At 47.9% G+C, this 23,773-nt stretch carries 17 protein-coding genes; 3 read left to right on the top strand and 14 right to left on the bottom strand.

All coding sequences use genetic code 11. The features are described from left to right. Positions 1-77: 77 nt before the first annotated feature. Together NSB25_RS07245 and NSB25_RS07250 are read right to left on the bottom strand one after the other, a co-directional pair. On the bottom strand, positions 78-3,080 hold the full coding sequence (locus NSB25_RS07245; RefSeq protein WP_103238769.1) for a GumC domain-containing protein: 3,003 nt from the start codon (positions 3,078-3,080) through the stop codon (positions 78-80). After that, a complete protein-coding gene (locus NSB25_RS07250) occupies positions 3,077-5,734 on the bottom strand; it encodes an efflux RND transporter permease subunit (RefSeq protein ID WP_103238899.1) in 2,658 nt (885 codons plus the stop codon). Before NSB25_RS07250 ends, NSB25_RS07245 begins: the two co-directional genes overlap by 4 nt. 338 nt (positions 5,735-6,072) lie before the next feature. Between NSB25_RS07250 and NSB25_RS07255 the strand changes: the two genes are divergently transcribed. The 3 genes from NSB25_RS07255 (at position 6,073) to NSB25_RS07265 (ending at position 9,381) form a co-directional block, all read left to right on the top strand. Continuing rightward, positions 6,073-6,639 carry a TetR/AcrR family transcriptional regulator gene (locus tag NSB25_RS07255; RefSeq protein ID WP_172454999.1) on the top strand — a complete coding sequence of 189 codons (567 nt, stop codon included), beginning with the start codon at positions 6,073-6,075 and terminating at the stop codon, positions 6,637-6,639. A gap of 46 nt (positions 6,640-6,685) precedes the next feature. After that, the gene (locus NSB25_RS07260; protein WP_103238771.1) at positions 6,686-7,249 is read left to right on the top strand and encodes a TetR/AcrR family transcriptional regulator; all 564 of its coding nucleotides are present in this window, start codon (positions 6,686-6,688) and stop codon (positions 7,247-7,249) included. Positions 7,250-7,404: 155 nt separating this feature from the next. Continuing rightward, positions 7,405-9,381, top strand: a complete 1,977-nt coding sequence (locus NSB25_RS07265) for an oleate hydratase (protein WP_103238772.1) — start codon at positions 7,405-7,407, stop codon at positions 9,379-9,381. Positions 9,382-9,520: 139 nt separating this feature from the next. Here the strand turns inward: NSB25_RS07265 and NSB25_RS07270 are convergent, their stop codons facing one another. From NSB25_RS07270 to NSB25_RS07325, 12 genes are all read right to left on the bottom strand, one after another. Continuing rightward, complete coding sequence (locus tag NSB25_RS07270) at positions 9,521-11,635, bottom strand: helix-turn-helix domain-containing protein (protein WP_172455000.1); 2,115 nt, start codon at positions 11,633-11,635, stop codon at positions 9,521-9,523. A gap of 173 nt (positions 11,636-11,808) precedes the next feature. After that, complete coding sequence (locus NSB25_RS07275) at positions 11,809-13,350, bottom strand: extracellular solute-binding protein (RefSeq protein ID WP_103238774.1); 1,542 nt, start codon at positions 13,348-13,350, stop codon at positions 11,809-11,811. Between the two features lie 55 nt (positions 13,351-13,405). After that, on the bottom strand, positions 13,406-14,266 hold the full coding sequence (locus NSB25_RS07280) for a carbohydrate ABC transporter permease (RefSeq protein ID WP_103238775.1): 861 nt from the start codon (positions 14,264-14,266) through the stop codon (positions 13,406-13,408). Beyond that, entirely contained in the window at positions 14,263-15,225 is a 963-nt protein-coding gene (locus tag NSB25_RS07285; RefSeq protein ID WP_103238900.1) for an ABC transporter permease, read from the bottom strand. Before NSB25_RS07285 ends, NSB25_RS07280 begins: the two co-directional genes overlap by 4 nt. 227 nt (positions 15,226-15,452) lie before the next feature. Further along, complete coding sequence (locus NSB25_RS07290; RefSeq protein WP_103238776.1) at positions 15,453-17,777, bottom strand: glycoside hydrolase family 95 protein; 2,325 nt, start codon at positions 17,775-17,777, stop codon at positions 15,453-15,455. A 35-nt stretch (positions 17,778-17,812) separates the two neighbouring features. Then, on the bottom strand, positions 17,813-18,244 hold the full coding sequence (locus tag NSB25_RS07295; RefSeq protein WP_103238777.1) for an ABC transporter ATP-binding protein: 432 nt from the start codon (positions 18,242-18,244) through the stop codon (positions 17,813-17,815). Continuing rightward, positions 18,234-18,677 (bottom strand): DUF4869 domain-containing protein, encoded by a 444-nt coding sequence (locus NSB25_RS07300; RefSeq protein WP_103238778.1) that lies wholly within the window; start codon positions 18,675-18,677, stop codon positions 18,234-18,236. Before NSB25_RS07300 ends, NSB25_RS07295 begins: the two co-directional genes overlap by 11 nt. Positions 18,678-18,759: 82 nt before the next feature. Next, positions 18,760-18,975 carry a hypothetical protein gene (locus tag NSB25_RS07305; RefSeq protein ID WP_242982339.1) on the bottom strand — a complete coding sequence of 72 codons (216 nt, stop codon included), beginning with the start codon at positions 18,973-18,975 and terminating at the stop codon, positions 18,760-18,762. Beyond that, entirely contained in the window at positions 18,972-19,388 is a 417-nt protein-coding gene (locus tag NSB25_RS07310) for a hypothetical protein (RefSeq protein ID WP_242982340.1), read from the bottom strand. Before NSB25_RS07310 ends, NSB25_RS07305 begins: the two co-directional genes overlap by 4 nt. A gap of 276 nt (positions 19,389-19,664) precedes the next feature. Further along, positions 19,665-21,203, bottom strand: a complete 1,539-nt coding sequence (locus tag NSB25_RS07315; RefSeq protein ID WP_103238779.1) for a glycoside hydrolase family 43 protein — start codon at positions 21,201-21,203, stop codon at positions 19,665-19,667. 578 nt (positions 21,204-21,781) lie between these two features. After that, positions 21,782-23,344 carry a glycoside hydrolase family 43 protein gene (locus NSB25_RS07320; RefSeq protein ID WP_242982341.1) on the bottom strand — a complete coding sequence of 521 codons (1,563 nt, stop codon included), beginning with the start codon at positions 23,342-23,344 and terminating at the stop codon, positions 21,782-21,784. A 193-nt stretch (positions 23,345-23,537) separates the two neighbouring features. Then, the gene (locus NSB25_RS07325) at positions 23,538-23,759 is read right to left on the bottom strand and encodes a hypothetical protein (RefSeq protein WP_103238781.1); all 222 of its coding nucleotides are present in this window, start codon (positions 23,757-23,759) and stop codon (positions 23,538-23,540) included. Positions 23,760-23,773: the final 14 nt, after the last annotated feature.

Here is a 23,773-nt window from a genome sequence, read left to right on the forward strand (position 1 = left end):
TTTTACTTTTATCAACTTTCATGGGGCCATCACAACAATATTCTCTTATCAGTATAAACCATGCAGCTACAGTACCGTCAAGAGGAATCTTTACCAGACAACAGCTTCTTTTTTCCGATCAATATCCCTGTGAAAAACAGCATCGCCATTGCGCCCGCCACACATACCGCAATAATTTTCCCTCTGTTATCCTTCTCTACAATGGTCACCCGGAACGTCCCCGGCTCCTCCATGGAAAATTCCAGATAGCTTCCCAGCACTGTATTCGGAATCTGGCTGTAGCCGGTATCTGTCCATACCTCCACCAATGCATGTTCCGTATCTTCGCAAAGTGCCCGTACCAGGACAGGGGCATGATATTGCTCTGTTTCCCCGTTCCCGTCGGCAGACGCAATGACAAGCTTCGTCCCACCGTCCTGTCCCTGTTCCAGCGTCAGTCTGGTTTCCGGCAGAAATTCTCCCTGTACGAGAACCTGTGTCCTGCCTTCCACATCTTTTTCTTCACTGGACAACGAAGGTATCCATTTCTCATACCCTGCTTCCAGTACCAGATTCCCAGTGATACAGGTATCATCAAATTCCGGCCATACACCATAGAAACCTTCCTTTTCCGGCACTTCCGGAATCAGAGTCCTGTCAAGGGCTTCTCCATAGGAACATTGAAAAGAAGCCAGCTCTTTCCCCTCGACCTGAAAGCGCACCGTAAACCGGGAAAAAGCCTCCGGCACACCCTCGCTGCTGCAGAACTCGGCATAATCTAACGGTGTGGCTCCATTTTCAAATCCGATGGAATCTACCCCGGGAACTTTTCCCCGCACATAATAATTCCCGTAAAGGACACCCTCCTCTTCCAGATATCCCGCCACAGACCCTGTATATTCTCCGGAATACTCCAGCTCAGGATATGCATAGCTGTAAAAAATGTCGCAGCCCTTTCCCACGATGCCTCCGACGTAATTCTTTCCGCTCATCTGTCCCATGGTATAACAGCTTCTGATACAGTAAGCCGAAGAGCCCGCGATGCCTCCCACATAGCTTCCTCCCGCGCTGCTTACTGGGCCATAGGACTCACAGGAAACCACCGCTCCGAAATCTGCCTTCCCTGCAATCCCCCCCACATAATCTTTCTTTCCGATTATACTGCCCAGGTTACGGCTCTCTCTGACGACCGCCTTCACGGTCTGCTCAATATTGAAGCTTTCCACGCCGCTGACACTAATGTCATCTTCCGGATCAAAATCATACTCTGTGGCAATCTGTCCCACGATGCCGCCCACATTGGTGTCTGCTTCCACAGTTCCCTGGTTGACGGAAAGAGTTATCTTCCCCTGTTGAAAAGAAGTGGTATCATAATAAGCTTCTTCCTCTTCCGCCTCAGGAGCGCCCACATTCTCCAGATTACCTCCGGCTTCCTCGTCGGAGGCATCCTCCACTGTGATGCCCTCATAGCGGAACAAATCATCCCTCAGTTCATTGATACTACGGCGCAGTACTTTTGCCTGGGCCATCAGGGCATCCACATTGGCGGAAGTTCTGTCCGTCCCCTGTCGAAGCACATCCGCAAACTGCTGCAGCTGATCGCCGGCCTCCTGAAGTTCCCTGTTCAGGGTATCCAGATTGCCGTTGATTCCCCCGCTTCTGTCATTTGTGGCAGAGGTAATATTGGAAAGGTGCGTGCTGGTACCTTCCCCGAATCTCCTCAATGCGGCCAGATAGCTTTCCACATCTACTTTGGAACCTGCCTGAATCAGATTGTCCGGCAACTTGCTGTCGCCAGGGTCAGTGAGCTCTTCCTGCACCTTTTCCTCGTCGATTTCCGCCTGTTCGGCCCATTCCCGGGTCAGACGGCTGAGATCATCATTGATTCCCGTCAGTTCCTGATTGTAAATATACCACAGTTCGTTGGCTGTCCCGGTGAGGTTTCCCGCCGCGGCAGAAGCGTTGGTCAAATGATCGCTGATACTTCCGGCCAGCGAAGACGCCTGTGCACTGTAAGCGCTTAATTCCTCATGAGAAGCCTCCAGCAGGTCAAAGAAAACATTCACTTCCCTGTCTATTTCGCTCAGCCTGTCATTCAGATACAGGATCTCCAGGAAAGGCTCCATCTGACCTGCAATGCCGCCCACGTCCTTTCTGCCCAGCACATGTCCCGTATTGGTACAGTTCTGCAGATACCCCTGATGCAGCCTTCCCACAATGCCTCCGGTATTATATCCCACATGCTGATAGCCTATGGTACCCGAATTGGTACAATAGTAAATCTTTCCCTCAGAATACCCTGCAATACCACCCGTGTCCGTATGCACCGCCACATTTTCCACACTGTTTATATCCTCCAGACCTTCCATGGTGATATCTTCCAGGCTATAGGTCACCTCTGTGCTGTGGGTATTGATATTCCCGGTATTGGTGCAGTTATTTAATATTCCTCTGTTGGTGCCGCAGATACCTCCGGTATAATGTTCCCCGGTCACTATGGCGGACGAGCAGCATCTCCTGATTTCTCCGGTTGCTTCGTTGACACCGACAATGCCGCCGATCTCATCCGCTCCTGTTATACTTCCGGAGACATTGCAATTGATTATTTTTCCATAATTCACACCCGCCAGAATCCCTGTTCGGCTTCTGCTTCCCTGGGGACTTACCTTTCCGGAAACATTCAGATTCCGTACGGTTGCCCCTTCCTGCACATATCGGAACAACCCTGTGGAAGATCCGACCTTCGTTATCTCCAATCCGGAAATCGTATGCTCTCCTCCGTCAAAGATGCCTCCAAAGCTGGGGATAATGATCTCCCGATTTTCCTGAAGAATAATGTCATTCTCCAGACTGATATATTTGTCCCGGGACCAGGAGTCCACCTCACATTCCTGTACCAGCTGCTGCAAATCTGCCTCTGTGGAGAGTGAAATCACAGTGTACCCACTTTCTTCCGCCGGGTTTCCTGCCTTCTCCCCGGAAATAAACTGACCAAATGTTGGATATTCCGCCGCCATGACAGGATAGGCATTTCCTGTTACCATGATACCGGCTAAGGCCAGAGATACATATGCCATATATTTGTTCTTATTATGCTTCATCTCTCACTGCCTCCTGCTTTCCTTCTGCTTCTTCTCCTTCTCCTGAGGCTGTGTTCTCCTTCGGTACCATTTCCGTCCGGGATCTCCATCCCCGCATCCCGGTCCGGTTCCTTCCCGGATATGGTATGTTGATTCTGATCATCCCCGGTCTCTTTGATTTCCACAGCCTCCAGCTCTGGCGGCTGCGCCTGAGTTTTGCTGTTCTCCTCTGGCAATTCGGCTGTCAGCTTTTCCACATTGTCTTTTGCCCGTATAACCGCTCCCATCTCACCGTCAATTACCCCGGAGAATTCACCATCTATAACACCCTTTACATAACCCTTGATATGGCCTGACATGCGGATTCTTCCGCCTGCAGGAAGCGGTTTTGTAATATCCCGTTTTAATGTAAACGCAGTTTTCTCAATGATAATATCTCCAATCAACAGAGTCTGCGGCAAAGCCAGCAGCACAAGACCGATAGAAGTCAGCGTACCTCTTCCCAACGCCAGACCGATTGCGGCCACCACCGCATTCGTGGATACATTGCTGATGATAAACCCTGCCGCCACCAGCATGGAGCCGCTGGTCACAATAGTGGGAAATGCCTGATTCAAGGTCTCCACAATAGCCTTTTTAATCGGCATATAAGCCTTCAGCTCCATATAACGGCTGGTAATCACAATGGCATAGTCGATGGTGGCCCCCATCTGAATGGCTGATACCACCAGATATCCCAGGAAATATACCACTTCTCCCGTCAGATACGGCAGTGAGAAGTTCATCCAGATACTTCCCTGAATGGTCACTACCAGCAACACCGGCAAACCTGCAGACTGGAATGTGAACAGCAGAATCACCATGACAAACAGTGCTGTCAGCACCGTAATAATACTGTTATCAGTGGCAAAAGAATCACTTAAATCCTTATTGCTTGTGGAATTGCCCACCAGATAAATATCTTGATAATTATAGTATTTCGCCACTGTGGCACGGATTCTCTCCAGCGCCTCGTATGTCTCCTCTCCTTCCGCCGGCAGGTCAAGCTCCAGGACAAAGCGGCTGCAGCGCTCTCCCAGCAACTGGTCTCGTGCAATGCTGATCTGAGAATAAGCTTCTGTCAGTGTCTCCTCCAGATCATCCTCCAGTGTAATATTGCCCCGTTCCTTCTGATCATAGATAAAGAGGAACATGTCAATCAGGGGAACCTTATACTCATTAAGTCCTCCCAGAATTGCTCCAAAATTACTGTTATCTACCGCATAGGCCGAATAGAACAGGTCTGCCACCTCAATATCCATGTCAATCAACTCTGCAAATTCTCTGGGCGAAAGCTGCTGTGTCAGAATGTAGCCATCCATTGCCTCAATATTTGCCAGACCCATACAGGAATTCACTTCCGGCATTCTTTCCAGAGCCCGCAGTGCCTGCCCCTCTTTTTCATAATCACCGTTGGGCACGATCACCGCCAGCTGGTTCACCGTTCCAAACTCCTGATTGACCATGGATACTGAGAATTTATTCTCGCTCATGGTCTTGGATTCCAGCGTATTAACATCATATACATAATCCGCCCGGCCGGAAAGAATGGCTCCGGCAATCACCATTGCCAGCAGCAGAGGCGGGACGATGACTCGCGTATGTACACAGAACTTTCCCACCAGTGTTATGTTAGGCACAAAGCTTTTGTGATGGGAGTGATCAATAGCATTGGCAAAGGTCAGCAACAGTCCCGGCATCAGGAAAAAGACGGAAATCAGGCTCAGCACAATGGCCTTCGCCAGTACAATACCCATATCATAGCCAATTCTGAACTGCATGAACATCATAGCCACCATGCCTGACACAGTTGTCAGCGAACTGGATGAAATCTCCGGAATGGCCTTGCTCAATGCCACAATCACGGCCTCTCTGGCATCCTTATCCTCATGTTCTTCCATAAACCGGTGACAGAGAATGATGGCATAATCCACTGCCAGCGCCAGTTGCAGCACCACAGCAATAGAATCTGTAACAAAGCTGATGGTGCCGAACCAGTAATTCGTCCCCTTATTCAGAATGGCTGCCACGATAAAGGTCATCAGGAACACGGGAATCTCCGCATACGTAGAGGACGTGAACAGCAGCACTGCCACAATAACCACACCTGCCAGCAGCAAAATAATAATCATGTCATTGCTCAGATCCGCCGCATCCCGCTCTTCCTGCCCAATATCGGAAGAATAATAAACATCATATGCTGAAAGTGCTTCCAGAACACCGTTCAGATCCGCAAGAGAAACCTCATCCCCCGCCTCCTCGTCAAAGGTAATTTTGAACAGAGCCTCCATATCATGATAATAATCTTCCGTGTTGTCAAAGTCCAACATGCTGACTCCATCCATCTCACGAATCTGCTCTGCCAGCGCTTCCGCTTCTTCATAAGTCACATTGCACACCATAATCCTGGCAGTGCCGTAAGTGATAAACTGTTCCTCCATCAGGTCCAACCCCTGCCTGGTCTCTGTGGTGTCCGGCAGGTAAGCGGTCAGATCATTATTGACTTTTACCCTGTTCATGGAAAGCACACTGTACAAAATCACCAGAATGAAAACCAGATAAAATCCCTTTCTCTTATCCACAATCAAAGTGGAAAGCTTCATCATAAAGGAATCATCCTTCTTTTCTTTTTCCATAAAGTGTTTCCGCCTTTCTCTGATGTTCAGTTCCATCCGGCAACAGGTGATGCCGATTACGGAACCGTTGCCCGTTAAACATATGTCTGTCTATAATCCAAATGCATGTCTTTTACTGAACAACAGTTGATTTCTCTTCAAAAAGTAATTATAATGAAATCAAGGCAGATAGCAATAAACAAATTCTATCAGAATGTTTGATTTTGAACATTTGTGTTATATTTTGTCGATTATTTATGAAATATTTAGAAATGGTGCAATTCCGTAACAGTTCAGAACCTGTCAGAATTGTTACCCGAATCATGAGGCATGGCCTCGGAAAGGTATGGCAGATATCAATGGCAGACAACAGAACAGACCGGCGCGTCCGGCGGACAAAAGCCCTTTTGCAGCAGGGGCTGATACAATTGATGGAGACAAAAGATGTAAAGGATATCTCCGTAAAAGAATTGTCGGATCTGGCGGATATCAACAGAGGCACCTTCTACCTGCATTACAGCGATATTTACGATATGCTGAAGCAGCTGGAAGACGAACTGTTCGCAGAATTTTATGACATTATCGATCGGACTCTGCCTTCCGATTCGGCGGCTCACTGCCCTCAGACCACACTTTTTGAAGTGTTTTCTTTCTTGGAACGCCACCGGGAAATCGCCCGGGTCATGATAAGCCCACATGGTGATCTGGCCTTTGTAAACCGTCTGAAAAACCTGGTGCAGAAACGCCTGGACAGCATTCTGGCATCAAAGCTGGCTTCCGGTGACGGCTGCTATCTGGAGGCATTCGCCGTATCCGGATGCATCGGCGTCATTGAAACCTGGCTGGCCCAGCCCGTGCCTCCCACACCGGACATAATGGCGGTTATCTGCGGAAATATGCTGGAGAACGGCTTCATGCCAAATTAAATCTGTCAGAACACAGAATCCCATAACAAAAAAGGATGAAAATGCTATGTCGAACATCACTAAACAATTGCTGGAGGCCTCCCTGAAGAAGCTTCTGCTGAAAAAGCCTCTGGACAAAATCACCATAAATGACATTACGGCCGACTGCGGAATCAGCCGCATGTCCTTTTACTACCATTTCAAAGATATCTATGACCTGGTGGAATGGGTGTGCGTGGAAGACGGAAAGCGAGCGCTTCAGGATAAGAAGACATATGACACCTGGCAGGAGGGCCTGTGTCAGATATTTGAAGCGGTACTGGAAAATAAACCATTTATTCAGAACGTATACCGCTGTGTCAGTAAAGATAAAATTGAAAGCTACCTGTACAAACTAACCTACAGCCTGATTGCCCGGGTTGTTGATGAAAAATGCGGGGAAATCACACTGGCAGAGGAAGACAAAACCTTTATTGCCGAATTCTATAAATATGGATTTGTGGGAATCATGCTGGACTGGATTGCCCAGGGAATGAAGGCGGATTATATGGAGATTACAAACAGAATCGGCATTGTTCTGCGGGGCAACATTGCCAATTCCATCCATAATTTTGAGCAGCTGCAGAAATAAATTTTATCAAACCGGCCCAGATGATTAATTTTTTATCATTCAGATTGGTTTGTAAATTGGAAAATCCTTTTGAAAGCGTTATTCTGTCGTCATAAGGAACAACAAATCCCCGGTTTGTCCCGGGACAGAATGGTTAGGAAAGGATGGATTTTCATATGGCAAAAAATAAAAGTCTCACAATCGGTGTGGCAGCATTGGCAGCAGGTGCAGGCGCGGCAGCTATCGCAGCTAAAAAACATAAAACGGCCCAGAACACGGCCCTAAAGAAAGCTGCCTCTTCCTCTCGGAAAACAGAATACCGCAATACGGAACTGGGAAAACAGGAAAAAAACAGAAAAGGCATTTACTATACCAACGGCAATTATGAGGCATTTGCAAGGCCCCGCAAACCCGAAGGTGTGGATGAGAAAAATGCTTACATTGTAGGCAGCGGCCTGGCTTCTCTGGCAGCAGCCTGTTTCCTGGTAAGAGACGGTCAGATGCCCGGTTCCCACATCCACATTCTGGAGTCCATGGATATCGCCGGCGGCGCCTGCGATGGCATCTATGATACTACCAGAGGCTATATTATGCGGGGCGGCAGGGAAATGGAGAATCATTTCGAGTGCCTCTGGGATCTTTTCCGCAGTATCCCTTCACTGGAGACGCCCGGCGTGTCTGTGCTGGACGAATACTACTGGCTGAATAAGGAAGATCCCAATTACTCCCTCTGCAGGGCAACTGTAAACAGGGGAGAAGACGCCCATACGGACGGTAAATTCAACTTAAGTCAAAAGGGCTGTATGGAAATCATGAAACTGTTCATGACCAGAGACGAGGACCTGTACGACAAAACTATCGAAGATGTGTTTGACGAGGAGGTCTTCGATTCTACCTTCTGGCTGTACTGGAGAACCATGTTTGCCTTTGAAAACTGGCACAGCGCCCTGGAAATGAAACTGTATTTCCAGAGGTTCATCCATCATATTGCCGGCCTGCCGGATTTCAGCGCCCTGAAATTTACCAAATACAATCAGTACGAATCCCTGATTCTGCCCATGCAGAAGTATCTGGAAGCGGCAGGTGTGGACTTCCGTTTCAACACGGAAGTAACCAATGTAATCTTCGAGAAAGAAAACGGAAAAAAAGTGGCAAAGGCCATCGAATGTAAAGTCAGAGGCGTGGAAGAAGGCATTATGCTCACGGAAAATGATTTGGTTTTCGTAACCAACGGAAGCTGTACGGAAGGTACTGTTTACGGCGATCAGAATCATGCCCCCAACGGAGATGCGGAAGTGCGGACCAGCGGCTGCTGGAGCCTGTGGAAAAATATTGCCGGACAGGATCCCGCTTTCGGCCATCCGGAAAAATTCTGTTCCGATGTGGCAAAAACCAACTGGGAATCCGCCACCATCACCACTCTTGACGACAAAATTCTGCCTTATATCACTGAGATCTGCAAACGTGACCCCAGAAGCGGCAGAGTTGTCACCGGAGGCATTGTCAGCTGCAAAGATTCCTCCTGGCTCCTGAGCTGGACCATCAACAGGCAGGGCCAGTTCAAAGAACAGGATAAAGAAAAAGTCTGCGTCTGGGTATATGGCCTGTTTACAGATGTTCCCGGCAATTATGTGAAAAAGCCCATGCGGGAATGTACCGGTAAGGAAATCACAGAAGAATGGCTCTATCATATGGGTGTGCCCGTGGAAGAAATCCCCGGACTGGCAGAACACAGCGCCGTCTGCGTTCCCACCATGATGCCTTATATCACTGCATTCTTCATGCCCAGAACCAAAGGAGACCGCCCTGATGTCATTCCTGACGGCTGTGTCAATTTTGCTTTCCTGGGACAGTTTGCAGAAACCCCCAGAGATACCGTCTTCACCACCGAATATTCCGTGCGTACCGCCATGGAAGCCGTATACGGACTGCTGGGCGTGGACAGAGGCGTACCCGAAGTCTGGGGCAGTGTTTATGACATCCGTGAGCTTCTTGACAGCAGTGTAAAACTTATGGACGGCAGATCTCCGCTGGAAATCGGGCTGCCCGTACCTTTAAACGCACTGAAAAAACCGCTTCTTCATTTTATCAAAGGTACCGTAATCGAAAAAATACTGCGTGATCATGATGTCCTGAAAGAAGGGATGCTCTGACACAATCCGGGGGCTTTTCGGCCCCCGTTTTTTATGCAAAGCCCTCCGGCCTGACTTCTTCCTCTGTCTTCAGACAGATTTTGTAAATAGTATTGAGATATGCAATCCATCAGATTTCCGATGGATTTGCTGTACATTTCTAGCCCTGACGATATTCCTTGGGACTGGCATTGTATACTCTCTTAAATGCTCTCCGAAAGGACTGTACACTGTTATATCCCACCATTCCACTGATTTCGTCAATACTCATCTCCGTCGTCTTCAGCAGCTCACAGGCATGTTCCAGACGGACATTCTCCACATAATTTGCAAAATTAACCCCCGTCTGCTCCTTAAACAATGCGGACACATACCCTTCTGAAATCTGGTACATACGGCTCACCATAGTCAGCCCCAGCTCCGCATTCTGCCAGTTCTCCAGAATATACTTCTGAATTCTGGCAGCCATCTGACTTTTCTGGAAATTTTTTTCTCTGTTGACAGAACCACACTGGTTCAGAAACGCCTCCCGCACCAGCTCGAAATAACTGTCACCTCGAAAATTCTCCGGGTGCACCATAAAGTCATTCAAACGCAAAATATAGTGCAGTGTCTCTTCCTCTTCTATTCTGAGGGAAGCCAGCAAATCCGTCAGCTTTCCGTTTAATTTCATTAAACTGCTGCGTGTAATGATTCTGTTCTCGAAATTCTCAGTGAACACAATATTCAGGATATCCTTTGTCGTCTCACTGTTCCCGGCTTTTACGCTGCTGCATATTCTTTCCTCTGCAGCTTCCGGAAAATAAAAGCTGTTCTTGTCTTCAAGATCTGTAGTGTAACGGACAACAGGCTTGTGAAAATTGCAATGCTCCCTGGCGATCTCCGCTTCCTCACAATATTTCCACAGACGCAGAATATTATCGCAGTTCCCGCTGATTCCCCAGTTGGATTCCGCACCGAACATCTCCTCCAGCAGATTCTGCATCTCTTTCACCAGCTCCTCCACCCCTTCCGCCGATACCCCCCCGAAGATGAACAGCGTACACAGATAGTTCCGCTGATAGCTCCAGACATTTTCTCCTACAAGAGCTTCAAACTGTTCCATCAATGCCTGTACCATGACTCTGGCATCACTCAGCGTCTGTTCGTCAATCTCATAAAAATCATTGTTCGCATACAATTTGACGGAGGCGATACAGCAGATCTCATAATCAATATTCACCCCTACGTTTTCCGCCATATAGCGAAGTTCCTTTGGGTTTGTTATGTCCAGCGACAGCAGATCATGAAAAAAAGCTTTCCTCTGCATTGGTTTATTTTTCTCCATCTCTTCCTGCAGCTGTTCGTTAGAATCTAAAATCCGTGCCACAATTTCACTGAATTTCGCGGAATTACGCTTCTCTACCTTTTCCTTGTCAATCAGCGCAAACAGATTATCAATGGGCTTCCCGATATGTACGGAAAGATGTACCATCATAATCAACATGATGCCAATGGTCAAAATGCCGGCTCCGATACCTATGGAATAGATCAAAGTCATTTTCCGGAAAAGTGCCCGCTCCGAAAGCACAATATAATATTTCCAGCCACAATATGCGGATGTGAGGCTTATCACACTATCCGAAGCCTTTTCCAGCGGAAAGCCGTTTTTATCGTCTATTACCGTCAACTCATATTCCGTATTATTTGTATAGAGTAGATTGGACTTCGGATCTATAATGTAGAGAGAATAATCGCCATACTCCAGCAAAATGGAAAAATACTGATTTATCTTGCTGGTATTGATAATAGAAACCACCACACCGTCATTGGCACTGCTGTTCATCTTAGCATTGATCGGCTGTACATACTGCAGCATACCCGACTGACTCCGCACATATTTCCCGCCGGTAAATTTCGAGGAAACCAGGTTCTCATGCCATTCTTCCGTTGAAATTCCCCAGCCCTCCAGATATTTTTCAAACAATCCTGTGCGATAAAGCGTACTGTCATAGATGACAGTATCCGCCTTATTACAGTAAATGTACAAATCATTCTGCAGCCCGGGTGTGGCATAATTAATTATATTCTGCAGTGCGCTGATGCCTTCCTTATACTGCAGAATATTGGAGCTTTCAATTTTATCCAGTTCTGCCATTGTCCGGATATCCGCATTCTGCGCTACCTGTGTAACCCTGTAAGTCATGGAGATCAGCTCATCGTCTATCATTTGAACACAATGTACAAGCTTGTCAAGATCGGCTTCTTTGATCTGCTCTTTATATAAGTACAGCATGGTTGAAACCCCTGTGACAATAATTAAAAGGGGAATCAACAACACTGTTGCATAGGACAGGCCAAGATATACGATATAATTATTGATTATAGGTTTCTTCCGCATTCTGTTCATCAAAAAGATGCCAGGCAGGAAAAACCTGTCTGACACCTTTTCCTTTCTGTTCAGGTATCTTAAGACTCACCGTTCATTTCTTTCAGGATCTGCTCCACATTAAATTCTGCTGCTTTATTATAGTACTCCTGCATTCCATCTTCAACAGAAACTTCACCCATGACAATCTTTGCAATAATGGACTGACGGGTTGAAGAGAGATCTGCCGTCACTTTGTTCAAAGTATCTGAAACCGGCGTATTGGTCTTAAACACAGCATTCTTTTCCAGGATCTCCATGGATGCCGTTATCGTTTCCACAGGCTGAGGGAACTTTTCAGGCTCTGTAAAGGAAACCACTGCGCTCCAGGGGGAACCATATACAGACTGGAACTGTGTATCCGGTGAGCTGTTCATATTCAGATACGTCATATTACCGTTGGCATCCGTCTCATGATGATATCCTTCTGCGCCTGCATAAAGCAGTGCCGAACCTTCCTCTCCGTCAAAAATGACGTTCAGGAAATGGGTAAATACCTGCTCCACTTCTTCATCGGACAGTCTGCCGTCAATGCAGAGCACATTAAATGCGGAATATCTGTAATAGCTTTCGTCGATCACATCGATGGCTGCCACCTTTGCGTCAGGGAAGTTCTCATTTAATCTTTCGGTCAAAGTATTGGTCCATTTTCCTGCCCAGTATGCAAATACTCCCGTATTGCCCGAATACCATTTGTCACGGCAGTTGCTGGTAGAATTTGTAACCGCTTCCACATCAATCAGTCCTTCCGCATAGGCATCCTGCAGTCTCTGCATCGCATCCTTAAAATTCTCTTCCAACATGCCGTCCACCCACTTGCCATCCTTATATACAAAGTCGGCTTCCGCATCCCAGTAAAATTCAGGAAGATTCTGAGCCAGATGGAGTCCGGGAACGGTCAGGGGAATCTCACACTCATCGATTTCATCCCGGAAAGCCCGCAGCATGGTCAGATATTCTTCATAATTGGCTGGTACTTTCATACCAAGTCTGTCAAGCCAGTCCTGACGCACATGTATTACAATACCGGAAGGCATTTCCTTCGGAATTCCATAAATACGTCCGTCTATGGCAAGAGAATCCCACACCGACTGCTCTACTCTGTCATAGATACCGGAGCTCCTGATCAGATCCGTCAGGTCTGCCACACCACCCTGACTTGCATAGTAAGTCAGCTTCTGCTCCGAAGACAGATCGAACACGTTTGGCTCCGTTCCTGATGCAAACGCAGTTTCCAGCAGCGTATGATACTCGTTATTAGATACAGGCGTGTGCTCCAGCTTTATACCTGTCAGCTCCTCGTATGCGGCATCCCACTCGGCAACATAATCCTCCTCATTCAATCCGTCATGGGTCCACCAGGAGATGCTGGCCGGCTTCTCTACAGTCTTCTCCTCTGCTTCGCCTTCATTGCCGGACGCTTCCGCTGTGCTTTCGCTGTCTCCGCCGACACTTTCGCTGCTCCCGCTCTCGCTCTGGGCCGGTGTCGAACCGTTTGTCGAGGCGGCGTTGTCATTACCGCAGGCACACATACCGAAAACCATCGCACCTGCCAGTAACAGACTGATCACCTTCTTTTTCATGATTGATGTCCTCCTTTTAAGTAACTTTTTTATGATTATGGGTTTAGAACCCTGATCATCCCTTTACCGCGCCAACGGTAACACCCTTTACGAAATACTTCTGTAAAAACGGATAAATAATCAGGAATGGCATTACCACAATGATTACCATCGCATTCTTCAACATATCTTCGGAAATGCCAATATTTGTTCCCGACAGGCCGTCACTCAGAATCAGCTCCCGGACCTTTACCTGGAAATTCTTCTTATCTGCATCTGTGATGTACAGGATGAAATTCATGTAATTGTTCCACATTCCCACCGCAATGAACAGGCCGATGGAAGCCAGGGCCGGCTTGGAGAGAGGCAGGACAATTCTGGCAAATATACTCATGGGTGTCGCACCGTCCAGCTCTGCCGCCTCATACAGCGTACCGGGAATTCCTTCGAAAAAGCTCTTCATCAGGATAATGTTATACGCACTCAGGGATACCGGAAGCACACAGGTTATTACCCTGTTCATCAGTCCCAGCTGCTTGATAGTCAGGTATGTGGGAATCATGCCCCCTGAAAACATCATGGTAAACATAATGGAACCGACAATCAGCTTATGTCCCGGCATCTCCTTCTGAATGACCACATAACCTGCCAGAGTTGTCAGCAACAGGCCGATTACGGTGGCCAGCACTGTGGAATAAACAGACACCCACAAGGGCTGGTACAATGAAGATTTACTTAATATGTACTTATAAGCTGCCAGGTCGACCTTTTTCGGAATCAGCCGCAGACCATAGGTGGACGGATCCACCGAGTCTACCAGCACCTTCATCAGCGGGATAAGCATACACACCATTAGCAGTACCAGAAATATCACGTCACAGATGAGAAAAACCGTTCTGCCTCTGTGCCCCTTTTTAAAAGAAAGCTTCTCCTTCATGCAAGAATTCCCTCCCCTCTGATCTTCCGGCTGAGCTTATTGGCAATGAGAACCAGCACTACGGAAATCACGGATTTAAACAATCCGGCGGCAGTAGAAATTCCATACTGTGCATTGTTGATACCGAAACGATATACATATGTGGCAATAACGTCCGAAACATCCATTACAGCTGCATTCTGCAATACCCATACAGGCTCAAAAATATTCAGAATCTTTGCCAGATCCATAATAAACACTACCAGAATCGTAGGACTGATACAGGGAATCGTAACATTTAATACCCTCTGCAATCTGCTGGCTCCGTCTATGGTAGCCGCCTCTATCATCTCCTGATCCACGGCGGTCAGCGCCGCCATATAGACAATGGTTCCCCAGCCGATCCCTTTCCACCTCTCAATAATCCACAGCATCGGCCTCCACCACCTGGGACTTGCAAGGAAATAAACGGGTTCCCCTCCAAATGCCGTGACAAAGGCATTGACCAGACCGCCCTGGGGTGAAAGAATCATGGTGAAAATAGATGCCACTACTACCCAGGATATAAAATGCGGAATATAAACAATTGACTGTACGGCCTTGCGAAACCACACCGTTTTGATTTCATCGATCAAAAGCGCCAGAATAACACAGGTGCTGAGGCTCAGCACAATATTCACAGAGCTGATAATCAACGTATTCTTCACTGACTGCCAGAATATGCTGCTCCTGAATAATACCTCAAAGTTTTCCAGACCGATAAAATCCAGTCCCTTTGAAAACGGGGTGTAATCACAGAATGCGATCACGATACCTGCCATAGGTATATACGAAAATACAAGCATTACCAGAAAAACCGGCAAGTACATAAGATAAAGCCACCGATATTTATAAATCTGTACCCGCAGCGGCTTATCCTTGCCGGAACGTATTATCTTTCCTTCTGCCGGCTTTTTCCCTGCGGTCCTGCCATGCGCCATAGCCATGTCCTCCTTCATTTTTTCGCAGTCACAACTGTTGTTCCTGTCTTCACTATAAGCACATCTGCAATCCCCAGACAAGATACAGTTTTCCAATATTAAAAAATGAATCTTTTCCAAAAAAGAGGCGCCCTACATGCAATATGCATATAACAGCGCCTCTTTTCTTTCATCTCATTTTATTTATTCAGAAAGATACAATTTTCCAACTTTGCCATTTGTATCCATCAGCACTCCGGTCTGACTTCCTGCCCTGCCTTCAGACAGATCTCCTGCTCCTTCCCGTTCCATTTCAGCGTCCGGCTCCAGTCACTCAGAGCCCTGAGCCTGCACTCTGTGACACGCCCGTCCTTCCAGGTCATATCCAGAAGGGCATTTCCCTGCAGCTTTACACCCTTTACCCTGCCTTCTCTCCAGATTTCAGGACAGGCAGGCAGAAGCGCCGCTCTGCTTTCATCACATTGCACCAACATTTCCAAGATTCCCGCGCAGGCGCCGAAATTCCCGTCGATCTGGAATACGGTTCCTCCCCGCATGGGATGATTGTCCAGCAGATTCAGCGAAGTGGAATTGCCCAGAAGCTTCTGCACCATCTCCCAGGCTTTCTCTCCGTCCCAGAGCCTTGCGTACAGATTCACCAGCCACGCACAGCTCCAGCCGGTGTGCCCGCCTCCGTACTGCAGCCTTCTCTCCAGAGTCTTCCGGGCCGCTTCGGCAAGCAGCGGCGTGCCGTCTGTGGTTATCTGTCTCCCCGGATGGAGGCCATACAGCTGAGAGATATGTCGGTGGCCCGGTTCCTTCTCCTCATAATCTCTGCGCCACTCCATAATCTGTCCATGTCTGCCCACCTGTTCTTCGGGCAGGCTGCGCAGAATCTCTTCCGCCTTCTCCACGACAGCCTTACGTTCCTTTGTCTCTTCCAAAGCGTCCTTTTCCCGCAGCTCCTTCATCACATACAGATAATCCTGCAGCAGCTGCCGCAACAGCTGGTTGTCCATGGTGGAGCTGACACACATTCTCCCACTGGTCCCATCCTCCATGATGTAGGTATTTTCCGGAGAAACAGAAGGACAGATCAGATATTCTCCGTCCTTCTCCTCCAGAAAATCCTCGAAGAACAGTACGGCCTCTTCCAGCACATCCGCCATATCCGCAAGCCAGCGAATATCACGGTTATAATCATAATGCATCCGGATGTGGGTACACAGCCATGCCCCTCCCATAACCCAGTAGGTAGCCGGTATGTAGATGTCCTGAGGCGCCGTATCCGCCCAGATATCCGTGTTGTGATGGGCCACAAAACCTCTGCACCCATACATTCTCTCTGCCGTCAGACGTCCGTTTTTCATCAGCCTCCTCAGCAGCCCAAACAACGGCTCATGGCATTCCCCCAGATTGCAGGCCTCCGCCGGCCAGTAATTCATCTCAGTGTTAATGTTGATGGTATATTTGGAATCCCATGGGGGCTTCATACTCCCATTCCAGATTCCCTGCAGATTAGCGGGCAGCGTTCCCGGACGGCTGCTGGATATCAGCAGATATCTCCCCATATCAAAATAGGTCTTCACCAGGCCGGTGTCCACACTTCCCTTCTTCACCCGCTCCAGTCTCCGGTCCGTGGGCAGCGCTTCCAGTTCCCGATCCTCCGGAAGTTCCAGCTCCACCCTGCCGTACAGAGCCCGGTAATCCTCCACATGCTCCCGGCACAGCGCTTCCATATCCTTTGCCGCAGCCTTCTCCAGCCGCTCCAGAATCTCTCTATCCAGCCTGCTGATGTAGTCCTTCCTCTCCTGATCCGGCAGCCTGATCTCCTGATCCGGCACGTCCCTTCTGTCCTGCTGAATCTGCCAGAAGGGAGTTCCCCCGCTCAGATACAGGAACACTTTCTCCGCATTCCTCACCAGCAGATGCTCTCCAATCCGGCTCACTGTTCCGCCTTCCACAGCTACTTTACAGCCCATGCGGAAGTCCAGACCACCGTCTCCCAGGCAGCCCTTCAGCAGCAGTGTATCTTCTCCCACACCTTCCACTTTTTCATAAAAGCGTTCCCGCTCCAGCATAATATCCAGGGATATGGTTCCTCCGCAGACACTGATCTCCCCTGCCAGCACTCCTGCAGGCGCAGATACAAAATATTTCTCCGTATATGCCTTTTCTCCCACGCGATAAGAAACTGTGGCGACGGCATCCTCCAGAGAAAGCTCCCGCCTGTATCCTTCCGTCTGCCCTTCTGCTCCCCGCATGTTTATCCACAGGTCACCCAGACTCTGATAGTGCCTCTCACTCTGGGGCATTGCCGAAAAAGCATACTTCAGCAATTCCTCCGCTTCCTCAATCTTTCCTCCGTATATCAGCTGCCTGACTTTCTCCAGGTTCTTCCGTGCATCCGGATTATGCCTGTCCCGCGGGCCGCCGTACCACACGGTCTCTTCGTTCAGCTGCAGATGCTTTCTGCCCACCTGGCCAAACACCATGGCGCCCAGACTTCCATTTCCAATGGGCAGCGCCTCGTCCCAGCAGGTCGCTGCCTGCTCATACCATAATCTGCTCATGTGTAACCTCCTGCTATTATTTTGTATTTTCAATACTAAAGTAAGTACTCCTTCATCGTAAATCTCGTCTGTTCTCCGATCTTTTCACTCACAAGCTCAAATAAGTTCTCCTTAGTTGCAAAAAGATTTTTCGGATTTCTTCCCATAATCAGATACTGATTTTTCTCATCAAGAGAGATATACTTTCTCGTATTATCATCCAGCAAAATATCTGCATTATCAATTACAATCAGGTTTCCTTCCGCCTTACCTATAAGCTCTATTATATTCTTCTGATAATCCAGGTAATTAAAGCACATTATCTTCGGATTAGCAATCGCACATTCTCTGATAAATGAAAATATTGCACTTTTGCCCGTACCGGAATCTCCCATCAGAATTGTAATATTATTTTTAAATGTGAAGTCCACAACAAACGAAGTGTGGACTGTCGAAAAATGTTCCATAACTCTCGGCTCACTCTTCATAGTTCCACCATTCCTTTAATTCTTCATAATCACTTATTACTTTTTTACTTGCCTTAGTCTGTACCACAACAGATTTCATGGTAAAGGGGATCAACGCATATTCGCTGTACACATATCCTCTCTCTAAAGCATACATAAGCTCTAAAGCATTATTTCCACACTCTTTCAGGCAGAACGCTTTATTTGGGTAATACAAAACATTCAGCACTGTTTTACAACCCGCTGAAAGCTTGTCAATATCTAATATAACACCATTGAATTTTGAACTGATTTTATATTTACCTATCAGCCTCGCATCATCGATTATTTCAATAATCTTCTCCGCTCTCTTATCTATGAAAGCTGCCGTATTTTGATTAAAAAATATATCATTTAATTCTATATATTCCATGCCTTGCGGTATATCCTGTCTGTCTCTGAAAATTGTAATCATACTACTACCTCCAGCCCTGCTGCCTGAAATTGCTTCTCAAGGCATGTATTCATATATATGCTTTTCATTTTATCATATATCGTCATCCTTCTGTCATCCAGTCCGCAAACATCATCTTTTTTCGATTGTCCCGTTCACAGCATGGTTTAATCCAGCATTCTCCAATATTCCCCTTTGAAACTTCAAATCCTGTATTTCTGGTTAAATCAAATAAAAGTTTTGCCGAGAACTGCTCTATATTGTGTTCTGTAATATGCTTATCATATTCCACAATTTCCTTCATTTCTTTATAGTTCACGTCTCCGTTCTCAATAGATTTAACCAATTTGGCTCTTGCCGATATTGCTCCTGCCCTTTTTCCCGGAATTCATCATCCGCTGCATAAATCCAGTCAATCAAATTTCGAAATTCTAATAAAATATACTCAAAGCAAATAATATCCATCAATACTACATTTTCCTTTTCATCTGCATACTGCTTTAATAATTTCTGTTCCATTACCACATGTAGATTGTCAAATGAATTATCAAGTACAATCAAATATCTATTATCTGTATTTTCTAAGTTCTTAACAGCCTTTACAAGTTCACTGCTGTTCTTTTTACTCTCCACTTCAACATCAGGACATATTTGCTTCAAAAGACTGCTCCAAAATAAGTAACTTGCTTTACCCTTTCTGTCCTCTATCCATAAAAATGTTTTGGAAGACATATGCATTCACTTCCTTCCCCCTCATAATGCAATAAGAGACTGTTGCCATATCTGCTCTCTCATCATACCCCAGTTATGACTCTTTGTCCATCGTTTTGAAACAGGGCGGACCCGGCTTCCACACCTGGTGGTAAGAAAGCCCCACATTCACACAGGGACACCACATCCATTTTTATGGAGGGTGCCCCTGTATTTAATTTCATATTCTCTTAATTCCCTGAGCCGACTGTTTCCCTCTGCCTGAATGTTAATACACCATTCCTGAAAAGCACAGCCTCAGTCATTATAACTAAAATAATCAAAATCCGCCGCTTTCCTGCTGCCGCAGCCACCGTTATTGGCATAGATTCCCACCAGCGTGCCGGTGTGACGCTTGCGGTCATCGGGCACACCCTCGTCGCAGAGATAGATGCAGTTCTCCAATACGCCTATCTCCGTCCATTCCGCTCCGTCATAGCTGTAGAAGAAAGTTCTGGTCAGTCCCTCTGCCTCTACCCTGAGGTAAACAGGACATTCCCTCACCTCCGGCACTTCGGCAATCAGCTCCTCCCCGCGGTTGCGGTTGATTACCAGCTGAATTTTCCTGCCGTCCTCATAACACAGGGCACATCTGGCGTAGGTCACCGTGCTGTAATAACAGGTCAGTCCGGCCTGTTCGCCGTTTTTGTCAGGATAAAATTCCACCTTTGTCTCCGCCTGATAGGAAAGTTCCTGCTCCCGCCGAAGCAGAGTGTTTTTCGCTCGGATTTCGTTCAGCTGTCCGTCTCTTGTCCATATCCGGAAGAATCCGGGGCGCTCCGTCAGAGACCAGGAACCATTATCCGGATTGCGCACAAACTCCCACTCCAGATTCAGTTTATCATCGTTAAAATCGTCAAAAAGATTCCGTTCATACACACATTCGGGAAGGTCAGGCGCTGTCTGCTCCAGGCTGGGTCCCCTGCCCCCGTTTACGGTAAACCATCCGTCCTCCGTCCACTGCACCGGATCCAGTGCACTCTCCCGACCCACGGTGGTATACTTTCCGCCATTAGGCCGGCCGCAGAGGTAATAGCACCACCACTGACCATTCTGGTCCTGCACCAGCTTTCCGTGTCCCGCCCGCTGGATGGGTGCCTCCGGGTCCTTCTGGCGCATCACAGGATTACAGGGAGATTCTTCATATTCTCCGAACAGCTCTCTGCTTCTGGCCACATTGATGCCGTGCCCATATCCGGTCCCCCCTTCCGCCACCATGGCATAGTAATAATCACCTTTTTTCAAAATATGGGGGCCCTCCGGGCACCGCTCTCCCGTCCCGCTCCACACGGTGCGCCTCTCTCCTGCAACTTTCAGGCTGTCTTCCGTCAGTGGTACAGCCTGTGCACCGGCAGCTATCACCATATAACGATTTCCGTCAGTATCCACAAAGTGAGAAGGATCAATGTCATCTACTTCCAGAGCAACAGGCTTGCTGTAAGGACCCTCCGGCCTGTGGGATACCATTACCAGCTGTCGGCGCATTACGTTATTGTCCCGTTTTCCGTCCGCATTCAGACGAAGTGTGGCAAAAATGTAAAATTTCCCATCCACATAGGAAATATCCGGCGCCCAGATTCCGTGAGAATCCCTGATATCGCTGATATCCAGCCACTCAGAATTGGCAATGGCATGACCGATGATATGCCAGTGTACCATATCCCTGGAATGAGATATGGGAATGGCCGGAAAATACTGAAAGCTGGAATTTACCATGTAATAATCATCTCCCACCCGAATGACGGACGGGTCGGGGAAAAAACCCCTTTGTACTGGATTTTGATATGTTCTGTTCATTATTTTCTCCTATTATAGTCGCTGCGCGACGGCACTAAAGAGTAAAGTCATTCGCCGCACACTTTAGGAGAGGAACTTTCATTCGAAAGTGCCCTCATGAAAGTTCCTCTCGTGCGCCTTCATGTCTTTACTTTTTATAGTTCCGGCATGAACTGTTTCGTGACTGCTTATAGTCGCTGCGCCACGGCGCTAAAGAATATAATTCCGAAAGCTGACAAAAATCTTGCAATAGCTTTCAACATATGCTATATTATAGATATTGAAGGAGCAACCGCCCACAAAGTGGCTAGCCTCCAGTTGGTTTTTAAGCCTACCTGTACCGGCCAAGTAACAAGGTAGGCTTATTTATTTTCGCTTGTTGTTCCTATCTATGTAGGCAAGCAGTGTAATTAAAAATGTTGCAAACAAGATTAAATCCCGAAATGAAAACATTTCCATCCACACCACCTCCCTTCTCAATGAGTCTTACGAGTTAGGGAGGCTACCACCTTGTAATACAGTTACTCCATGAATTCAATATAGCATATACCATATTGGATTTCAATGGTTTTTCGTAAAACTTTCATTACTGTACCATCTTACATCAGATTCCCATACACAAATCCCTCAACTGTCAGTTTCCCACAGCTGCCTTCTCCTTCATGCATGGCCGTCAGGCCGGACTTCACACCTACCCATCTGCCGGGCAGAGCCTCCGTCACTGTTCCCACCGGATGCAGATTCTCCCCGCTGTCTCCGGCCTCCCAGGATATCCTGCTTTCTTCCTCCACACGCATTCTTATATACAACGTATCTCCGGCCAGAGCCTCCAGCTCTGTATCCGTCTCTTCTCTGGTTTCAAACAGTCCGATTCTCTGGTGCAGCGTCAGTTTCCCGTTTCTGCGGCAGACCAGAATGCTGTCATAGCGGCCTCCCAGAGAAATCATTCCGCATACATCCCCGTCTTCCATGGCATCCAGATGCAGACATACCGTAACTGTAAATTCCGGCGCAGGCCATTTCTGCAGAAGGAGATTTGGCACATCGCACAGCGGCAGGTCTTTTTCCGTATTCTGTGCATACAAAGTGAGACCGTTCCCATCCAGGGAATACCAGTCTTTCCTGTAGTTGGCATTCCACTGCCACTGCAGTCCCAGCTCTTTTCCCTCAAAAAAGTCACTGTCTTCTGGAGCATCCGGAAGCTGCGTTTTCTCCGCCCCTGTGGTCGGTTTTCTGTACTGCAGCACCGGTTCTCCGCAGCCGTCATTATCCTCGTCCTCACCAATTACAGGCCAGTCATCCACCCAGCGCATGGGCTGCAGATGCACAATTCTTCCGGCATTCCCCACATCCTGAAAATGCAGAAACCAGTCTTCTCCCTGGGGCGTGTCCACCCAGGCTCCCTGATGAGGTCCGTTGACTGAACTGTTCCCCTGACCCATAACGATTCTCTCTTCGTAAGGTCCGTATATATGCCGGGAACGCAGCACGGTCTGCCAGCCTGTCTTCACTCCGCCCGCCGGTGCAAATATGTAGTAATAACCATTCCTCTTGTAAAGCTTCGGCCCTTCGATGGTAGGCTGGGTGACATGGCCGTCATACACAAAACGCCCCTCTTCTCCGCCGCCGAGAACCTTTGTGCCGTCCTCACTTAAAGGAGAAATATACAGCGCACTCTTAAAACCGATTCGGCTGTTGGCAAAGCCGTTCACCAGATAAGCCTTCCCGTCATCATCCCAGAGCGGACAGGGGTCAATCCAGCCAATATTTTTCTTCACACACACCGGCTCTTCCCACTTTCCGAAGGGGTCTCTGGTCCGGCACATCAGAATCCCTTCATCTGGAAAAGGAATAAACACATAATAAACGCCCTCGTGATAACGAATAGCAGGCGCCCAGGCGCCGCAGCCATGAGCCGGCTTATCATACCGCTCATAGGGCAGTCTGTCCATGACATAATTGACCACTTTCCAGTTCACCAGGTCTCTGGAATGCAGCAGCGGCACTGACGGCGCGTTGCTGAAGCTGGAAGCCACCATAAAGTAGTCTTCCCCCACCCGGATTGCATCCGGATCCGAATAATCCGTGTACAGAATCGGGTTGCGGTAGGTTCCGTCCCCCTGATCGGCAATCCACATTTTTTCCACATTCTTTTTTTCCATTGTTTCTCCTCATTTTAGTTCCGCAGTTCTCTTCCGATGCCATCTCAGGGAAGAATTTCCGGCATCCCTCAGAGACTCTGCTGTTCCTTTTACAGGTATTTATGTATATAAGCGTATCATTTCCAGGCAGGAAAAACAAGAAACATTTCCCACACTCTCAGCATTGTTCTCCTGTCCCATTCCTGTTCCAAAGTCACCTCTCATTGTCCGGGCGGCCGGCATTCATATCTGTATAGCAGTCCAGCAGGCCCACTGTCTCGTTGGCCGGGCGACCGTACATATTGCAGCATTTGTGAGACACTTCCCCATTGACACTTTTCTCGTCATCCATCTCCACACTCATTCGAACCACCCCCATCTGCGTCTCCTGGTCCAGATGATTCAGAATGTCCTCTATCAGTTTTTCATTATCCATTTTCCTTCGGCCTC

It is taken from the genome of Acetatifactor muris, from assembly GCF_024623325.1.
GTDB classification, from domain to species: domain Bacteria; phylum Bacillota; class Clostridia; order Lachnospirales; family Lachnospiraceae; genus Acetatifactor; species Acetatifactor muris.

Coding starts and splice junctions, on each gene's coding strand:
- NSB25_RS07290 (WP_103238776.1), bottom strand. CDS start 17,777: ATGAGCAGATTATGGTATGAGCAGGCAGCGACCTGCTGGGACGAGGCG.
- NSB25_RS07280 (WP_103238775.1), bottom strand. CDS start 14,266: ATGAAGGAGAAGCTTTCTTTTAAAAAGGGGCACAGAGGCAGAACGGTT.
- NSB25_RS07255 (WP_172454999.1), top strand. CDS start 6,073: ATGGCAGACAACAGAACAGACCGGCGCGTCCGGCGGACAAAAGCCCTT.
- NSB25_RS07260 (WP_103238771.1), top strand. CDS start 6,686: ATGTCGAACATCACTAAACAATTGCTGGAGGCCTCCCTGAAGAAGCTT.
- NSB25_RS07285 (WP_103238900.1), bottom strand. CDS start 15,225: ATGGCGCATGGCAGGACCGCAGGGAAAAAGCCGGCAGAAGGAAAGATA.
- NSB25_RS07315 (WP_103238779.1), bottom strand. CDS start 21,203: ATGAACAGAACATATCAAAATCCAGTACAAAGGGGTTTTTTCCCCGAC.
- NSB25_RS07245 (WP_103238769.1), bottom strand. CDS start 3,080: ATGAAGCATAATAAGAACAAATATATGGCATATGTATCTCTGGCCTTA.
- NSB25_RS07275 (WP_103238774.1), bottom strand. CDS start 13,350: ATGAAAAAGAAGGTGATCAGTCTGTTACTGGCAGGTGCGATGGTTTTC.
- NSB25_RS07270 (WP_172455000.1), bottom strand. CDS start 11,635: ATGCTGTACTTATATAAAGAGCAGATCAAAGAAGCCGATCTTGACAAG.
- NSB25_RS07310 (WP_242982340.1), bottom strand. CDS start 19,388: ATGTCTTCCAAAACATTTTTATGGATAGAGGACAGAAAGGGTAAAGCA.
- NSB25_RS07300 (WP_103238778.1), bottom strand. CDS start 18,677: ATGATTACAATTTTCAGAGACAGACAGGATATACCGCAAGGCATGGAA.
- NSB25_RS07325 (WP_103238781.1), bottom strand. CDS start 23,759: ATGGATAATGAAAAACTGATAGAGGACATTCTGAATCATCTGGACCAG.
- NSB25_RS07250 (WP_103238899.1), bottom strand. CDS start 5,734: ATGGAAAAAGAAAAGAAGGATGATTCCTTTATGATGAAGCTTTCCACT.
- NSB25_RS07320 (WP_242982341.1), bottom strand. CDS start 23,344: ATGGAAAAAAAGAATGTGGAAAAAATGTGGATTGCCGATCAGGGGGAC.
- NSB25_RS07265 (WP_103238772.1), top strand. CDS start 7,405: ATGGCAAAAAATAAAAGTCTCACAATCGGTGTGGCAGCATTGGCAGCA.
- NSB25_RS07295 (WP_103238777.1), bottom strand. CDS start 18,244: ATGAAGAGTGAGCCGAGAGTTATGGAACATTTTTCGACAGTCCACACT.